Origin of the sequence: Prevotella sp. 20925_1_30, from assembly GCF_041433025.1 — a bacterium.
In the GTDB taxonomy this organism is placed as follows: domain Bacteria; phylum Bacteroidota; class Bacteroidia; order Bacteroidales; family Bacteroidaceae; genus Prevotella; species Prevotella vespertina.
Window position 1 is genome coordinate 1 of the sequence record NZ_JAPWAR010000007.1, and the last position, 16,981, is coordinate 16,981.

Here is a 16,981-nt window from a genome sequence, read left to right on the forward strand (position 1 = left end):
CAAATAAAGGGGGCATCTCCTTGATGTAAAGAGAGGCTCTTTTCGACATAAGGAAACGCCCTTCTCTAATCGAGAAGGGCGTTTCTTCAATTCTAGAACATTGTTACCTCTATTCCTGTTTAGCATTACTTTGCAAGCCAATAGCAGTAATCACTCCCCTCTCCATTCGGAGAGGGGTTGGGGGTGAGGCTTCTTCTCTTTATTACTTTACCCTCGCTATTAACTCCTCTGGCGTCACAAGCGTTTGTTCACCAGTAGTCATATTCTTCAAAGTAACCTTTCCTTCTTCCATTTCCGACTCTCCAGCAAGAGCCACGAAACCGATGTTCTTTGCATTCGCATAGCTCATCTGCTTCTTCATCTTTGCTTTATCGGGGAACATCTCGGTGCGAATACCCGCACGACGAGCGGCTGCTACGATTGGAAGACAGTATGCTGTCTCCTGCTCACCGAAGTTGATAAAGAGTAATTGAGTGCCTTGCACGCTCTCTTTTGGATAAAGGTCTAGGGTGTTCAAAACGTCATATATGCGGTCAGCACCAAAGCTGATACCAACGCCAGAGAGCCCTGGCATACCAAAGATACCCGTGAGATTGTCATATCGACCACCACCAGTAATAGAGCCAATCTGCACATCTAACGCCTTAACCTCAAATATGGCGCCAGTGTAGTAGTTAAGTCCTCGTGCCAAGGTAAGGTCGAGTTGTATCTCATTCTTTAGTCCGGACGTCTTCAACATATCAAGGATAAAGCGTGTTTCCTCAACTCCCTTTAGTCCAGTCTCGCTCTCCTTCAAGGCTTCCGCAATCACTGCTAACTTCTCTTCGTTGGTTCCTTCCAACTTAATGATAGGTTGCAACTTAGCAATCGCATCCTCTGATATACCATCAGCACGCAACTCCTCGTTTACATTCTCAAGTCCTATCTTATCGAGCTTATCAATGGCAACAGTGATATCAACAATCTTATCCTTCTCACCAATCACCTCGGCAATACCCGTAAGAATCTTTCTATTATTGATCTTTATCTGTACTCTCACCCCTAACTTGGTGAAGACTGTGTCCACAATCTGCATTAGTTCCACCTCATTTAATAGTGAGTCAGAACCTACAACATCGGCATCACACTGGTAAAACTCACGATAACGACCCTTTTGAGGGCGGTCGGCACGCCATACCGGTTGTATTTGATAACGCTTGAAAGGCAACTGCAGTTCCTCACGATGCATGACTACGTAGCGTGCGAAGGGGACAGTAAGATCGTAACGAAGTCCCTTCTCGCATAGTTTCGTTTGCATCTTCAACGTGTTACGCTCCTTCAATTCATCGTCACTAACCGACTTCAGATAGTCACCAGAGTTCAACACCTTAAAGAGGAGTTTGTCTCCTTCATCGCCATACTTGCCCATTAAGGTGTGTAAAGTCTCCATGGCAGGTGTCTCAATCTGCTGAAATCCATACAAAGCATAGACACTTTTGATTGTATCGAATATGTAGTTACGTTTTGCCATCTCCTCTGGTCCGAAGTCACGGGTGCCCTTTGGGATGGAAGGTTTATTTGCCATTGTCTGTTATAGTTATTCTTCTTAATATAAAAAAGGAGTTAAGAGCATTGGAGGAGATAGAGAAGTGAAAGAAACGATATTGTCAGTTATAGAGGAGAGAACCATCTAATGACCTTATATCCTTGTTCTTTTACTTCCCTAACAACCTTATTCTCTTAACTATTCAAAATTCTTTTGTTCCTATATTGATTATAGAACGATTGTCTGCTCGCGGTCAGGACCGATAGAGATAATGCCAATCTTGGTCTCAAGATACTCCTCCAAGAAAGCAACATAATCGCGGAACTCCTGTGGGAACTCTGCTGCAGAACGACAGTGAGTCATATCCTTCTTCCAACCGCGGAACTCCTTATAGATTGGTTTCACATCATCAATCTCGTATGGGAAATCCTGTGTTTGTGTACCGTCAGGAAGCTCGTATGCAACGCAAGCCTTGATGGTTTCGAAGGTGTCAAGTACGTCACTCTTCATCATAATAAGCTCTGTCACACCATCAACCATTACTGAGTAACGAAGCTGAACAAGGTCTATCCAACCGCAACGACGCTCTCTTCCAGTTACAGCACCATACTCATGACCAAGGTCACGAATCCTCTTTCCAGTCTCATCAAACAGCTCTGTTGGGAATGGACCAGCACCAACTCGTGTGCAATATGCCTTCATGATACCATAGACATTGCCCACTTTATTAGGTCCAATACCTAGTCCTGTACAAGCCCCAGCACATATAGTATTGGATGAAGTAACAAATGGATAAGAACCAAAGTCGACATCAAGCATTGTTCCTTGAGCACCTTCACAGAGGATGTTCTTGCCGTCACGTAATAGGTGATTGATGACATGCTCAGAGTCAACAAACTCAAACTCTTTCATGTACTCAATGCCTTCCATCCATAGTTTCTCAGTATCATCAAAACCTTCAAAGTCAGTCCACCCCAATGCTGCTAACATCTTCATGTGGCGTTCCTTGTGCTCTGCATACTTACGATCGAAGTCACATAAGATATCTCCTACACGCAATCCATTACGGCTAATCTTATCTGTGTAGGTAGGACCAATGCCCTTACCTGTTGTGCCAACTCTATTCTTTCCCTTAGCAGCCTCGTATGCTCTATCAAGGATGCGATGGGTTGGCATGATGAGATGAGCCTTCTTTGAGATACGCAAACGTTGCTTAAGTGGGTGCCCACTCTTCTCTAACTCCTTTGCTTCTCCCATAAAGAGATCAGGTGCCAAGACCACTCCATTACCAATGATATTGACCTTTCCTCCCTGGAAGATACCCGATGGGATGGAACGTAAAACATACTTCTCTCCCTCGAATTCAAGCGTGTGTCCTGCATTAGGACCACCCTGAAAGCGAGCCACAACATCATAACGTGGTGTGAGTACATCTACGACCTTTCCCTTACCTTCATCACCCCATTGGAGACCCAACAGGACATCAACTTTACCTGTGTTCATTTGCTTTTATGTGAGTTTTTACCTTGCTTTTGGGTTAAGAACTTGCTCTTCTGACGTGATAGAACAGCCTGACAGCGAGAGCATATACCATATATATATAATGAGAAACCATCTCTGCGGAACCGATAAAACTTAGTGTTTTTAATCGCTTCAGTGATCTCCTGAGACTCAACCTCGGTCACTGTTCCACATACAGTGCATATCTGGTGGATATGATCTTCATTATCGTAACAAGCCTCATACATGGTTTGTCCGATGAAACGATGCCTAACGATAAGGCGCAACTCTATGAATAGACGCATTGTATTATACAGCGTTGCACGAGATACACGGAAGTTCCTTGTTTCAAGCTCTACGCCCAATTCGTCTAAAGAGAAGTGTCCTTTCATGTCATACACGGCATCAAGAATAGCATACCGCTCTGATGTCTTGCGATGATTATTCGCTTCGAGGTACTCATCCAGAATATCTCGAACTCTTTTTTTGACTATGTCTTTAGTCACAACTTACTGATTAAATTCGCACAAAGTTAGTGTTTTTTAATGATATAACTAGTATGTGGTAATAAAAAAAAGTTAAAGAGAAGGGGAAGAGATAGGCCACTTCATCTTACTAATGCAGGGCATTCTCCCCTCATAAAGATTCTTATTTGCCATCTCTCCCATTGTTGTTTGCAAACTCAGGGAGCATTCTCCTACCTTTTCCTTATGATAAGTTGCCCCTCAACGTACCTATCCCTATCTTACTAAAAACCCCTATTTTATTTTAAATAATAGTTGCTGTCCCCTTTAACATATCACCTATAACGTTAGGAATCAAAGGCTTATATTAATTCAAAGAGAGGTAGTAACATTCGCAAGCTAGTCTTTGAAAGTTTCAAGAGAGGTGTTTCTTTCAAAACACCTCATCTAAAAACTCTTCCATAGTTCCTGCCTTTGCAGCGGGCAGACTATCGGCTTGACGCAAGTGATAATAACGCTGTTCAGCTGTTCACTCACACTATCAATCAACTGTTCCTCAGCACTCTTTCCCTTCTTCTCTTTCGCCTGGCTATACCGCTCGAAACTCTCTTCAATGATGTTATCCACTGCTTCTTTCGGTTCACCATATATCTTATCTCCAAACAATCTTGCCTGTCTCTCTGCCACCTGATTGGCACTCGGTTGGGCATTCCCATCGGCATCTAACTCATGAGATAATTGTTCCACATCATCGGTATTAATGCTGTTCTTCTTCGATTCTTTTATAGCATCAAACTTATTGATAATGCTAATTACACCTGCAGAACACCCATAGATATTGGAGATATTAGCGACGAGGAAGTTACTCATAAAGCCACTTCTCACCACCTCCTTAGAGCGTATTCGTCGAGGAATGAGCATCACCTGTTCGGCATCCAGTGGTATCTACGCCCTCATGGGCTTCATCTATTACTAGCAAATTCCACGTTAGCTCTGCCACTTCCTCTAGTTTCTTATGACTGCCACCGAAGTAGATTGAGCCCTTCAAGTCCTGTAAACTCACAAACTCAATGCAGTTCTTTACACCATTGCCATGCTTTATCTGCTCCACATATTGTGGACGAGTAAGACAAGGAGTGGGCTTTCGCTGAAGCAAAGAAGGCACACGACTCACAAAGAGATACTTGTCTTGTCCAACGAACTTTAGGTAGTCAACAGCCCATCTACAGCCTCTCCCCCAACCATCTACAGCCTCTCCAACAGCCCATCTACAGCCTCACCCCCATCCCCTCTCCGAATGGAGAGGGGCGTGAATACTGCTATTAGCTTGCAAAGTAATGCTAAACAGGAATAGAGGTAATCATATTCTAGAATTAAAGGAAACGCCCTTCTCGATTGGAGAAGGGCGTTTCCTTATGTCGAAAAGAGCCTCCCTTTGCATCAAAGAAACGCCCCCTTTATTCGCAAACAATAGTATTCACGCCCCCTCTCCATTCGGAGAGGGGACGGGGGTGAGGCTGTAGATGGACGGTTGTTTGGCTGGTTGTGGTTGGTTGTTTGGCTTTTTGTTGTTTGGATAAGGCTATGTATTCTATCTAAAAAGATGGTGATATACAAATCTTTTTCTTACCTTTGCAGCATATAACAATAGATGGTCTGTTTAGCAAACCACAATAGATTAACGATATAAAAACAAAAAGATGAAACCTACATTATTACTTCTTGCGGCTGGAATGGGTAGCCGCTACGGTGGTCTCAAGCAGCTCGATGAGCTCGGACCCAATGGTGAAACAATCATGGACTACTCTATCTATGATGCCATCCAGGCTGGTTTTGGCAAGATAGTATTCGTCATTCGTAAGGACTTCGAGGACCAGTTTCGCAAGCAGGTACTATCTAAGTATGAAGGACATATCCCTGCCGAGCTAGTCTTCCAAAGCATTGATGCACTGCCTGAGGGCTTCTCTGTACCTGAAGGACGTGAGAAGCCATGGGGCACCAATCATGCTGTTTTGATGGCAAAGGACGTTATCAAGGAGCCTTTCTGCGTCATCAACTGCGACGATTTCTACAATCGTGACTGCTTCAAGGTGATTGGTAAGTTCCTTGCCGACCTCCCCGAAGGTGCTAAGAACAAGTATGCTATGGTTGGATTCCGCGTTGGTAACACCCTTAGCGATAATGGAACTGTGGCACGTGGTATCTGTTCTACGAATGCAGAGGGTAACCTCACAACGGTTGTGGAACGCACTGAGATTGAGCGTCGTGAGGGCGAAGTGAAATACAAGGATGAGCAGGGCGAGTGGGTCGCAGTGAGTGATAACACCCCAGTCTCTATGAATGTATGGGGCTTCACACCTGATTACTTCGATTATAGCGAGGCTTATTTCAAGGAGTTCTTATCGGATCCGAAGAACATAGAAAACAAGAAGGCGGAGTACTTCATACCGCTGATGGTGAACAAACTCATCAACGATGGCACTGCAACAGTTAAGGTGCTTGACACGACGAGCAAGTGGTTTGGCGTTACATATGCCGCTGATCGAGAGAGTGTCGTTGCGAAGATTCAGTCGTTGATAGACGATGGTACTTACCCAGCTAAGCTATTTTAAATAAAGAAGTCATGGGGATGTGTGACCTGTGTGCTGGTGAGGAACAATCGTTCTAAGCCCCATAAGTCATGCACCCCAGCTTTTGATTTCGCCTTCCGTGTCGACGCATAGGATGTGAAGGAAGGATTGTTTCACCCCTACAATATCTATAAGTAGAACAACACACAATGGATTTAAACTTATTAAAACAGGATGAGCTTGCCTCATTACGACAGTTGCTTACCTCTGCGGAAAACATTGTTATCTGTGCTCACAGAGCACCTGATGGTGATGCCATGGGCTCTTCTCTGGCATGGATGAACTATCTGAATGGGATAGGAAAGACCAACGTGAAGGTGTGTATGCCTGATGCTACACCCGATTTCTTACATTGGTTGCCTGGTAGTAACACCGTCATTCGTTATGACCGACGCCCTCGTGAGGTGGAGCGAATCTTTAAAGAGGCTGACCTTGTGTGTTGTCTCGATTTCAATCAGCCCTCCCGTGTGGATGCAATGCAGGACGCTTTGGAGTCGTCGGAAGCCCCCCGTTTGCTCATCGACCACCACTTGGACCCTGATGAAGGGTGTGCGCTGGCTATCTCCCGACCGGATATGTCGAGTACAAGTGAGATTGTTTTCCGCCTCATCTGTCAGTTAGATGGATTCGAGACGATGACCCGTCAGTGTGCTGAATGTATATATTGCGGTATGATGACAGACACTGGTGGCTTCACATATAACTCTTCCCGACCAGAGATCTACTACATCATTGGACAGTTACTAACGAAGGGGATTGATAAAGATGAGATTTATAACCGAGTGTTCCACAACTATTCTACGAACGCATTACGCCTTCGCTCGCATATAATCCTTAATAAGATGAAGGTCATTGAGGAGTTACATGCTTCGTATTATACGGTGACGAAGGAGGATATGACGCAATTCCACTTTGTTAAAGGAGACATGGAAGGACTCGTGAACATACCTCAACAGATCAAAGGACTTAAACTCAGTATATCGTTAAGAGAGGATACTGAGAAGCAAAACACCATCTTGGTGAGTCTAAGGTCATGTAACGGGTTCCATTGCCAGCCCATGGCTACAAGGTTCTTCAATGGTGGTGGACATGCAGATGCAGCCGGTGGTAAACTGAATTGTACGCTTGATGAAGCGGAAAAGGTGGTTATCAAGGCGCTACTTTATTATAAGGATCAATTACAAACAAAGGTATTATGAACTTATTAGAACTATCACAAAAGCGATTCTCAGTACGTAAATTCACCGCCGAACAGGTATCGGAAGAGGACTTAAAGTATATTCTTGAGGTAACACGTATGGCTCCTTCGGCAGTGAACAAACAGCCTTGGAAGTTCGTTGTGGTCAAGTCGTCAGAGGCACGCAAGCAGTTGCAAGCCTGTTACAAACGTGAGTGGTTTGCCTCAGCACCGCTTTACATCATTTGTATGAAGGCTGTGGAAGGCTGTTGGGTACGCCCGGAAGATAGTAAGTCACACGGAGATATTGACGTAGCCATTGCCACAGAGCACCTTTGTTTGGCTGTTGCAGAACGAGGCTTAGGCTGCTGTTGGGTTTGTAATTATGATGTAGCAAAAATCAAAGAGGCATTCCCTAGAGCTGGATATGAGGCAGTTGCGATTATTCCTATTGGTCACATCGCCCCTGACTGTCCGATGAATGAGAAGAAACGGAAGCCTTTGGAGGAGATAACGGAGATGCTATAACTTAGCCTCGTCACGCCTTTCACCTTATTTATCAACTTACACCTTATTATATATATGCGCTTTATTGGAAACATTCTGTGGTGGCTCTTCGGTGGACTGGAGGCCGCCATCGGTTATTTCACGGGGAGTCTTGCCATGGCATTAACCATTGTTGGCATCCCTGTCGCTATACAAACTTTCAAGCTCGGACTGCTTTGTTTATGGCCGTTCGGGGCTGAGGTGCATAACACCGACAATACTTTCGGGTGCCTCACTGTACCCCTTAATATCATTTGGATTATCTTCGGTGGATTGTGGGCATGGCTTTGTCATGTCTTCTTCGGCATCCTCTTAGGGATAACCATTATAGGGATTCCCTTCGCAAAGCAGCACTTCAAGATGGCAGGATTGTGCCTTGCTCCCTTTGGAAAGGATGTTACGTTGAACTTATAAAAAACTCTTTATAATTCTTGGTGGAGCCACGAAAAGTCTGTAACTTTGGCGAAAAACATAGGAGGTAACGCCCATGATTACGCTAGACAACTTCAACCAAGAATACACTGACCCGATAGAGGAACAGAGAATACGCCATTTCGTTTGCATGGAAATGGGGCGACGTATCCACCGATATATCAAAGCTATGCACGGAAGTAAGCAACAGATGTTGCGCTTCGAGGAGCATTTAAAGGACTTATCGTTGGAAGAGAAGGAGGCAGCAATAGCCCATTACATCGACTTGAACCGCAAGGTTATCAAGGGATTAGATATGAAGATCGTCCTAGCTCGTGCTATGGCAAACTATTCCGACACCTTTGATTATCTTGTAACGTTGGTCAATGACAAGCGAAAGATGGTCAGATACTTGAACTTGATACGTGAGATTTACATCAAGTATCACGAAGTCATCGAACGCAATGGACGCTTTGGTATCCTCGACCATAGGGGTCGCACGCTCGTAGAACCTAAGTATGAGTTCCTCCGCACATGCTATGTTTATGTGGACGACTTGCGTACTATGCCGCTAATAGCGCAACTGGATGGCAAGTTAGGACTGATTCTTCCAGATGGTAAAGACACCGTTGTGGCACCTTTCATATATGATAGTATATCGTTAAGAGACGAACCGCCATACTTTGAGGCACGCATTGGTGACAAAGAGGTGTTGCTTGATACGGACGGAAAGGAGCAAGCCAAAGAATCCGAGTAAGGCTCATCCCCATGCGTTGTCATTGGTTGCTAGAGGTCTTGAAAGGCTTGCGTAAACCTTTACGAACAAATGACTAGAGGCTTTGAAAGACCTACGTAAACCTTTATGCACAAATAACTGAAGGCGTCAGAAGTTCGATTAACAGAACTTCCGACGCCTTCTAGCGTATGAAATAATACTCTTTATTAGATCTTCTTCAGCAAGTTTGCCAAGCCATCAAGCTGACTTTGCCATAGACTTATCTTATCGTTGACCTTCTGAACATCAAGGTTTTGATTCAAATCGGGCGTATCACGCTCTTGTTTCAACAAATAGATGTACTGGCTAACGAGCTCCATTTTAGCTTGAACTGTCTTCTTCTTAGGGTAACCACGCTTGTCGATCTCACGTTGATATTGTGCAGATATATCGTTAATCTTGCGTCCTACCTCTACATACTGGCTCAACCACTGCTGGTAAACAGGGTTTACTGTCTTGTTCTCTAGTGGTGTTTTGTTATCCGAACTGCCCACTGGCTCATAAGTGCTCTGCGCCATTACCATTGTAGGAAGTGCTATCAGAGCCATTACCAATAACTTTTTAACTCTCATAATCTTATTCTTTTAAAATCAAAAATAGGCCGCAAATATAAGCGAAAAGCCACAAAGAACCAAAGTTTTTTCGTACTTTTGCATAAGACTCAACCCTACTTAAACTTCTTTTAAGCATATTCGTTGAGTGTAGATAAGAATTATTAAGAGTTATGAATAAGTATATCGAGGTAAAAGGAGCACGGGTGAATAACCTCAAGAACATTGATGTCAAGATCCCTCAAGGCAATTTCGTCGCTATCACGGGAGTATCGGGTTCGGGCAAATCGTCCCTTGCTTTCGACACACTCTACGCTGAAGGACAACGCAGATACGTAGAGAGTTTGTCAGCATACGCACGTCAGTTCCTAGGGAGAATGTCGAAACCTGAGGTCGACTTCATCAAAGGCTTGCCCCCAGCAATAGCCATTGAACAGAAGGTAATAGCACGTAATCCACGCTCAACAGTGGGTACTTCGACTGAAATATACGAGTATCTCCGTCTGCTTTACGCTCGTATCGGGCGTACCTACAGCCCCATTTCAGGCGAGGAAGTGAAGCATCACTCCGTTGAAGACGTCATTGAACGTGTAAAAACATACCCTGAAGGGACAAAGTTCTGCATTCTCTCGCCTCTACATGTGGTAGAGGGACGCTCTCAAGAGGCACAACTTGAGATGGAAATACAGGAGGGCTACTCTCGTATCTACGTCAATGGAGAGTTCATTCGCATAGAGGATTGGCTCGAAGAACACCCTGTAAATGAGGCTGATAAGCAACAGAAAGATAAGAAGAAACCATCGGAAGAGAAAGAGAAAGCCGAAATCTACCTTGTAATAGACCGTATGTCGGTGGAGAACTCAAAGGATGCTATCTCTCGATTAACCGACTCTTGCGAGACAGCCTTCTATGAGGGAGATGGCACACTACGCCTGATGATACTGCCCGCAAAGCTCACTTACACCTTTTCTACACGTTTCGAAGCTGATGGAATACGCTTTGAAGAACCTAACGACAATATGTTTTCATTCAATTCACCGCTCGGTGCGTGCCCTACCTGTGAGGGTTTTGGCTCCGTGATAGGCATTGATGAGAAGTTAGTAATACCTGACTCGGGGCTATCAGTGTATGATGGTTGCGTGCAATGTTGGCATGGTGACAAGATGGAAGCATGGAAGGAAGAGTTCTGCAGACGTGCTGCTCAAGACGACTTCCCCATCTTTAAACCTTACTTCGAGCTTTCGAAGCAAGAGAAGGAGTGCCTATGGAAGGGACTGCCAAGCGATAGGAAGAAGGATATACACGACCGTGTCTGCATTGATTCATTCTTTCAAATGGTCAAAGAGAACCAATATAAGATTCAATACCGCGTCATGATGAGTCGTTACAGAGGTAAGACTGTATGCCCAGAGTGCCGTGGAACACGATTAAAAAAGGAGGCTTCGTGGGTGAAGATAGGCGGACGTGCAATCACAGACCTCGTTGATATGCCTATAGTTGAGCTCAAGCAATGGTTTGACAAGCTGCAACTTACGGAACACGAAAAGGAAGTTAGCAAACGACTTATCACTGAAATCACTCACAGATTACAGTTCCTTTTGGACGTGGGATTGGGTTACTTGACCCTTAATCGCCAATCGAACACATTGAGTGGAGGTGAGAGTCAGCGCATAAACCTCACCACTTCGCTTGGATCCTCGCTCGTTGGATCGTTGTATATACTTGATGAACCTTCCATCGGATTGCATAGTCGCGATACTGATAGGCTCATCCACGTACTCAAAGAGTTGCAAGCTCTGGGCAACACAGTGGTAGTTGTGGAGCATGATGAGGAGATTATGCGGGCTGCGGATTACTTGATTGATGTGGGACCTGACGCTGGTAGGCTCGGAGGAGAGATTGTTTTCCAAGGCAAAGTGTCAGATATTAAGCGCATTGCCCCCACTGGTAAGGACAAAGAAGGCAATGCCGAATCGAAGAAACTACTATCAGAATACCCAAAATCACATACTATTCAATATCTTACGGGGACTGAAATGATCCCAACTCCAACCTCTCGTCGCCCTTGGAACATGGCTATCGAACTGAAAGGAGCACGCATGAACAACCTCAAGGGCATAAATGTTCGATTCCCATTGAACGTCCTCACGGTTGTAACGGGGGTGAGTGGTAGTGGTAAGTCGTCGCTCGTCAAGGGCATACTCTACCCTGCCATGAAACGCAGACTGGATGAGGTTGCTGACGTTCCAGGCGAGTATTCAAGTCTTGGAGGCGACTGGAAGCAGATTAAACACGTGGAGTTTGTGGATCAAAACCCCATCGGTAAGAGCACAAGGTCTAATCCCGCAACTTACGTGAAAGCGTATGATGAGATTAGAAAGCTATTTGCTGACCAGCCATTAGCTAAACAGATGGGCTTCAGCCCACAGTTCTTTTCGTTCAACATAGATGGTGGTAGATGTGAAGAATGCAAGGGGGCGGGTGTCATAACAGTTGAGATGCAGTTCATGGCAGACCTTGTTTTGGAGTGTGAAGCCTGTCACGGGCAACGTTTCAAACGTGAGATTCTTGATGTGCAGTTCCATGGTAAGAACATCAATGACGTGCTGAATATGACCGTATCAGAGGCTATTCAGTTCTTTACGGAGCATAAACGGCGCGCGATAGTGAATAAGTTAAAGCCCTTAGAGGATGTTGGTTTGGGTTATATCAAGCTCGGTCAGAACTCGTCCACGCTGTCAGGTGGAGAGAACCAACGTGTTAAATTGGCTTATTTCATTGGTCAAGAGCAACAGGAACCAACGCTTTTTATCTTCGACGAACCGACTACAGGACTTCATTTCCACGATATTAAGCGATTGCTCAAAGCCTTCCATGCACTCATCGAACGTGGTCACAGCATCCTAGTCATCGAACATAACCTTGACGTCATCAAGTGTGCTGACCACGTCATAGACCTTGGTCCCGATGGAGGAGACAAAGGGGGACGCCTCGTGATAGCTGGTACTCCAGAGGAAGTCGCCAACTGTAAGGAGAGTCTTACGGGTCAGTACTTGAGGAGAGGAAGCCTTTCTTAATCCAACAAAAGGCCTCCCCACCAACCATCTACAGCCTCACCCCCGTCCCCTCTCCGAATGGAGAGGGGCGTGAAAACTGCTAGTAGGAAGGGAGAGGATGGTTAGCAGAAATAGAAGTAATAATATTCTAGAATTAAGGAAGCGCCCTTCTCCATTCGAGAAGAAGCCTCACCCCCAACCCCTCTCCGAATGGAGAGGGGAGTGAAAACTACTAGTAGGATGGGAGAGGATGGTTAGCAGGAATAGAGATAATAATATTCTAGAATTAAGGAAACGCCCTTCTCGAATGGAGAAGGGCGTTTCCTTATGTCGAAAAGAGCCTCTCCTTGCATCAAAGAAACGCCCTCTTCATTTGCAAACAATAGTATTCACGCCCCTCTCCATTCGGAGAGGGGACGGGGGTGAGGCTGTAGATGGACGGGGATTAGGCTTCTTTACTACAACACAGGAGTAGTAACTCCCGATAGAGATGACTGCTTCGTATCGTTGAGTTGTTCGAAGATTACGATGTCATTCTTGCCCTTGTTGAGGTAACAACCAGGTAAGTAAAGGGTTTGTTGGGGTCCCACCTTCCAGTAACGACCTAAGTTGATACCATTGACAAAGACGATTCCTTTGCCCCAGTGTGCCATATCTAAGAACGTATCCCCTACTTTGTCGAGGCTGAACGAACCACTATAAAGAACGGGCATACCTGCTTTGTAGCCTGCTGGCAATCGGTTGGTATCAGGCATAGAAGCCATTGGCAGCGAGTACATCTGCCATTCGCCAGTAATCTCGTTATCGTCTATTGTGATAGGACGAGTGATTCCCTTCGCACTTTCCACGATACGTGCTCCGTAGTTAATGCGCCCCATGTTCTCCACAAGAATATCCAAGGTGCTGTTGAAGGGGATGTCAATCTCCATGCTATCCTTATCGAATACTTTGTTTAACTCGCCCTTCTTCTCACCGTTCACATAGACTACGGCGTAATCAGCCAAGCCTTTCATGCGCATGAGACCACTAATAGGTTGGTTGAAATGGCGGCGATAAAGCACATAACCAGAGCCTTGGTTGAGTTCCTCGAAAGTCATAGGATGGTCGCTCTCAACGGCTTTCATCGTGTTAATCATCGTCATTACGTCGACCGATTTACCCAAAGTTATATTCGGAATAGCGATGACTGGGATGCGTTCAGGCACTTCTGGCACCTTATAATCGACCGACTTTATCATCAAGTCACGCAATGCGTTGTATTTAGGAGTAGCCCAACCCGCCTCGCTGATAGGTGCATCATAATCGTAACTGGTCATATCTGGCTGTATATTCGTTGCGTTGCTATAGTTCGCACCAGCGCTAAATCCGAAGTTAGTACCGCCATGTACCATGTAATAATTAAAGCTGATACCATTGTCGAGATACTTCTTTGTCTGCTTAACAACGCTCTCTGTCGATACACGTGGGAAGGGTTCCGCCCAGTGACTGAGCCATCCTGGATAGAACTCAGCCACCATGTAAGGTCCAACACCACCATGATACTCATTGACAACCTTCTTTAGTTTATCAATATCACCCTCTCCGTTGGCTGTTGGAAGAGCCCCTTCGATGGCTCCACCCTTAAAGAGCCAACTGCCATCAGACGTGAACATGGGTATAGTAAAGCCCGCATTGAGTAACAGCTGACGTATTTGTGCAGCGTACCTCTTGTGTGTTTCGAGTGGAATATCCTTGCGTTGAGCCACATAGGAACCAAATTCATTCTCTGCTTGAACCATTATCACGGGTCCACCCTGCGTCACTTGAAGGTCAAGCACTTGCTTTGCTAACTGATTGATGTACACTCGGCAGGAGTCTAGAAAAGGCTTATTATCGGTGCGAATCACCAAGTCCTTGTTCTTAGGAAGCCACCACGGATAACCTCCGAACTCCCATTCTGCACAGCAGTAAGGGCCTGGTCGGAGGATAACCATCAGTCCCTCTTCGCCCGCAGTCTTAATGAATTGACGTAAGTTGTGCGTTCCTGTGGACCAATCCCACACCCCCGGACTTGTCTCGTGATGGTTCCAAAAGATGTAAGTAGCCACTGCGTTGAGTCCCATAGCCTTCATCATCTTCATGCGATGACGCCAGTATGGAGCTGGAACACGTGCATAGTGCATTTCACCCGAGTGTATTTGGGTAGGCTTACCATCGTAGATAAAGTTACCATTAGCGATGGCGAACGTATGTTTCGTTTGTTTTGCAGCCATAACAGAACCTGCTGCTAGCAGTAAGACTGCCAATAATAAGAGTTTAATTTGCCTCATTCTATCAATTATATAGGTTAGATTAAATATTTATCTATAGGTTTTTAGAAGTCCGTTTAAGCTCCTTCATGGATAAAGATAGGTTCAGACTCCAAAGGACAAAGTTCTTAAAAAAGAACGAGAGTAGCAAATAAAACGATTGAAAAGTATGTCTTTTGTACGATAAAAGGATGATAGTAAATCATGAAGATATTGGTTTTTAAGTCTTTCGTCAGCAATAATTTGCGATAGAGATGAGGCTTTCCTTAGTTTTTTCTAGTAAACGAGATGTAATTGAAAAGAATGATGTATTTTTGCAAGACAATACATCTATTATATATTGTCAAGCTATTAAATGAAACGTAAATTCTTAATAACTATACTCCTTGCAATGGGTCTTGAGGTTGCTGCGCAATCGTATTCAACGTCCCTGTCAGTAGGTGATAACAAGCCAACCAATAGCATTGCTCAATCCTATGCAGACTCTTTGCAAATGTTGCGAGATAGTCTTTTCATGCCGAAGAAACAAAAACTAACATCGGTGAAAGTATCAGATACGAACCATATGCGGCTTCTCTTCCCGTTGACCTTCTATCGGGATGTGACGCAGCAGTTGTTCGCTAACGCCGATGCCGAGCGTGATTTCAATGCTAATCTCATGCACCTTTATCTCTTTCGTCCCGACTTAGTGAGTACGACGGAACGGGCTGTACAGCAACAACAAACGACACTCAATGACATTGAAAAGCCTATTCAACATGAGGTGGACATGGTTAGTAGGGTGAAAGAACCACCTATTGAACCTGTCGAAGCACCGGTTGAAGTACTTGTTAAAAAGCCTAACTTCTGGACTTACAAAGGCGACTATGCTTTGCAGTTCTTGCAGAACTACGTGTCAGGAAACTGGTATCGAGGGGGCGAAAGCAACTATGCTGCACGTGGATCAGTGGTTATGCAGGCTAATTATAACAATAAACAAAAGGTGAAATGGGATAACTGTTTGGAGCTAAGATATGGTATGCAGAGTAGCAAGTCGGACTCGTTACATAGCTTTAAGAGTACGGAAGACTTGATACGTCTTACTTCGAAGTTGGGCTTACAGGCAACAAAACAATGGTACTACACCCTTCAGCTCATCGGACAAACACAATTCTCACGTGCGTATAAGTCGAATGATCCTGTGGTATATGCCGACTTCCTTGCACCATTCAACTTGAATCTCTCTCTCGGTATGGACTATTCCGTCGATTGGTTCGAACACCGATTAAAAGGTAATATTCACCTTGCTCCGTTGGCATATAACATGAAGTACACCCGCTTCCGGAGCCTGTCAAAGCGGTTGGGTATCGGTGATAACAATCACTTCCTACATGACTATGGATCGGAATTCACCGTTGATTTGGAGTGGAAGATTATGGAAATGCTCACATGGAAGACCCGTCTTTATGGCTACACCACCTATAAGCGTGCCGAACTGGAGTGGGAGAACACCTTTACCTTACGCTTCAATCGCTTCATCTCAAGCCAGTTGTTCATCTATCCTCGCTTCGATGACGGTGTGAGTAGAGACTCTCGTTATGCTTTCTGGCAGCTGAAAGAGTTTGCTTCTATCGGTTTTCAGTATAGCTTCTAAAGCCTCCCCAAGCCCCTCCGAAGGAGGGGATGTATTCCCCAGAAGCCTATCTTTAATTCAACAAACAGCCTCACCCCCATCCCCTCTCCGAATGGAGAGGGGCGTGAATACTGCTATTAGCTTGCAAGTTAATGCTAAACAGGAATAGAGGTGATAATATTCTAGAATTGAAGAAACGCCCTTCTCCAACAGAGAAGAAGCCTCACCCCCAACCCCTCTCCGAATGGAGAGGGGAGTGAAAACTACTAGTAGGATGGAAGAGGATGGTTAGCAGGAATAGAGGTAATAATATTCTAGAATTAACGAAACGCCCTTCTCTAATGGAGAAGGGCGTTTCCTTATGTCGAAAAGAGCCTCTCCTTACATCGAAGAGACGCCCCCTTCATTTGCAAACAATAGTATTCACGCCCCTCTCCATTCGGAGA

14 protein-coding genes are annotated in these 16,981 nt (G+C 45.0%); 7 read left to right on the forward strand and 7 right to left on the reverse strand.

Annotated elements, in window-relative coordinates:
- Positions 1-202: 202 nt before the first annotated feature.
- The 5 genes from hisS to O3603_RS04525 form a co-directional block, all read right to left on the reverse strand.
- On the reverse strand, positions 203-1,564 hold the full coding sequence (hisS, locus tag O3603_RS04505; protein WP_371520987.1) for a histidine--tRNA ligase: 1,362 nt from the start codon (positions 1,562-1,564) through the stop codon (positions 203-205).
- 189 nt (positions 1,565-1,753) lie between these two features.
- Complete coding sequence (locus O3603_RS04510) at positions 1,754-3,028, reverse strand: adenylosuccinate synthase (RefSeq protein ID WP_371520990.1); 1,275 nt, start codon at positions 3,026-3,028, stop codon at positions 1,754-1,756.
- The gene (locus O3603_RS04515; RefSeq protein WP_314518175.1) at positions 3,025-3,531 is read right to left on the reverse strand and encodes a Fur family transcriptional regulator; all 507 of its coding nucleotides are present in this window, start codon (positions 3,529-3,531) and stop codon (positions 3,025-3,027) included. Before O3603_RS04515 ends, O3603_RS04510 begins: the two co-directional genes overlap by 4 nt.
- A 405-nt stretch (positions 3,532-3,936) precedes the next feature.
- Positions 3,937-4,359 carry a hypothetical protein gene (locus O3603_RS04520; RefSeq protein ID WP_371520993.1) on the reverse strand — a complete coding sequence of 141 codons (423 nt, stop codon included), beginning with the start codon at positions 4,357-4,359 and terminating at the stop codon, positions 3,937-3,939.
- Between the two features lie 22 nt (positions 4,360-4,381).
- The gene (locus O3603_RS04525; RefSeq protein ID WP_371520995.1) at positions 4,382-4,663 is read right to left on the reverse strand and encodes a hypothetical protein; all 282 of its coding nucleotides are present in this window, start codon (positions 4,661-4,663) and stop codon (positions 4,382-4,384) included.
- A 526-nt stretch (positions 4,664-5,189) separates the two neighbouring features.
- Between O3603_RS04525 and O3603_RS04530 the strand changes: the two genes are divergently transcribed.
- From O3603_RS04530 to O3603_RS04550, 5 genes are all read left to right on the forward strand, one after another.
- Positions 5,190-6,101, forward strand: a complete 912-nt coding sequence (locus tag O3603_RS04530; protein WP_009435947.1) for a nucleotidyltransferase — start codon at positions 5,190-5,192, stop codon at positions 6,099-6,101.
- A gap of 167 nt (positions 6,102-6,268) precedes the next feature.
- Positions 6,269-7,318: a bifunctional oligoribonuclease/PAP phosphatase NrnA gene (locus tag O3603_RS04535; RefSeq protein ID WP_371520998.1), complete on the forward strand. Its 1,050-nt coding sequence runs from the start codon at positions 6,269-6,271 to the stop codon at positions 7,316-7,318.
- Positions 7,315-7,824, forward strand: a complete 510-nt coding sequence (locus O3603_RS04540; RefSeq protein WP_371521001.1) for a nitroreductase family protein — start codon at positions 7,315-7,317, stop codon at positions 7,822-7,824. Before O3603_RS04535 ends, O3603_RS04540 begins: the two co-directional genes overlap by 4 nt.
- 54 nt (positions 7,825-7,878) lie before the next feature.
- Positions 7,879-8,256: a YccF domain-containing protein gene (locus tag O3603_RS04545; RefSeq protein ID WP_371521004.1), complete on the forward strand. Its 378-nt coding sequence runs from the start codon at positions 7,879-7,881 to the stop codon at positions 8,254-8,256.
- 73 nt (positions 8,257-8,329) lie between these two features.
- The gene (locus O3603_RS04550; RefSeq protein WP_371521006.1) at positions 8,330-9,010 is read left to right on the forward strand and encodes a hypothetical protein; all 681 of its coding nucleotides are present in this window, start codon (positions 8,330-8,332) and stop codon (positions 9,008-9,010) included.
- Between the two features lie 185 nt (positions 9,011-9,195).
- Here O3603_RS04550 and O3603_RS04555 read toward each other — a convergent pair whose 3' ends face one another.
- Positions 9,196-9,600 carry a hypothetical protein gene (locus O3603_RS04555; RefSeq protein ID WP_371521009.1) on the reverse strand — a complete coding sequence of 135 codons (405 nt, stop codon included), beginning with the start codon at positions 9,598-9,600 and terminating at the stop codon, positions 9,196-9,198.
- Positions 9,601-9,752: 152 nt separating this feature from the next.
- On the opposite strand from O3603_RS04555, the gene uvrA reads away from it, so the two are divergent.
- A complete protein-coding gene (uvrA, locus tag O3603_RS04560; protein ID WP_371521011.1) occupies positions 9,753-12,656 on the forward strand; it encodes an excinuclease ABC subunit UvrA in 2,904 nt (967 codons plus the stop codon).
- 437 nt (positions 12,657-13,093) lie between these two features.
- Here uvrA and O3603_RS04565 read toward each other — a convergent pair whose 3' ends face one another.
- Positions 13,094-14,944 carry a beta-galactosidase gene (locus tag O3603_RS04565; protein ID WP_371521014.1) on the reverse strand — a complete coding sequence of 617 codons (1,851 nt, stop codon included), beginning with the start codon at positions 14,942-14,944 and terminating at the stop codon, positions 13,094-13,096.
- 334 nt (positions 14,945-15,278) lie between these two features.
- On the opposite strand from O3603_RS04565, the gene O3603_RS04570 reads away from it, so the two are divergent.
- Complete coding sequence (locus O3603_RS04570) at positions 15,279-16,556, forward strand: DUF3078 domain-containing protein (protein ID WP_371521016.1); 1,278 nt, start codon at positions 15,279-15,281, stop codon at positions 16,554-16,556.
- Positions 16,557-16,981 lie beyond the last annotated feature (425 nt).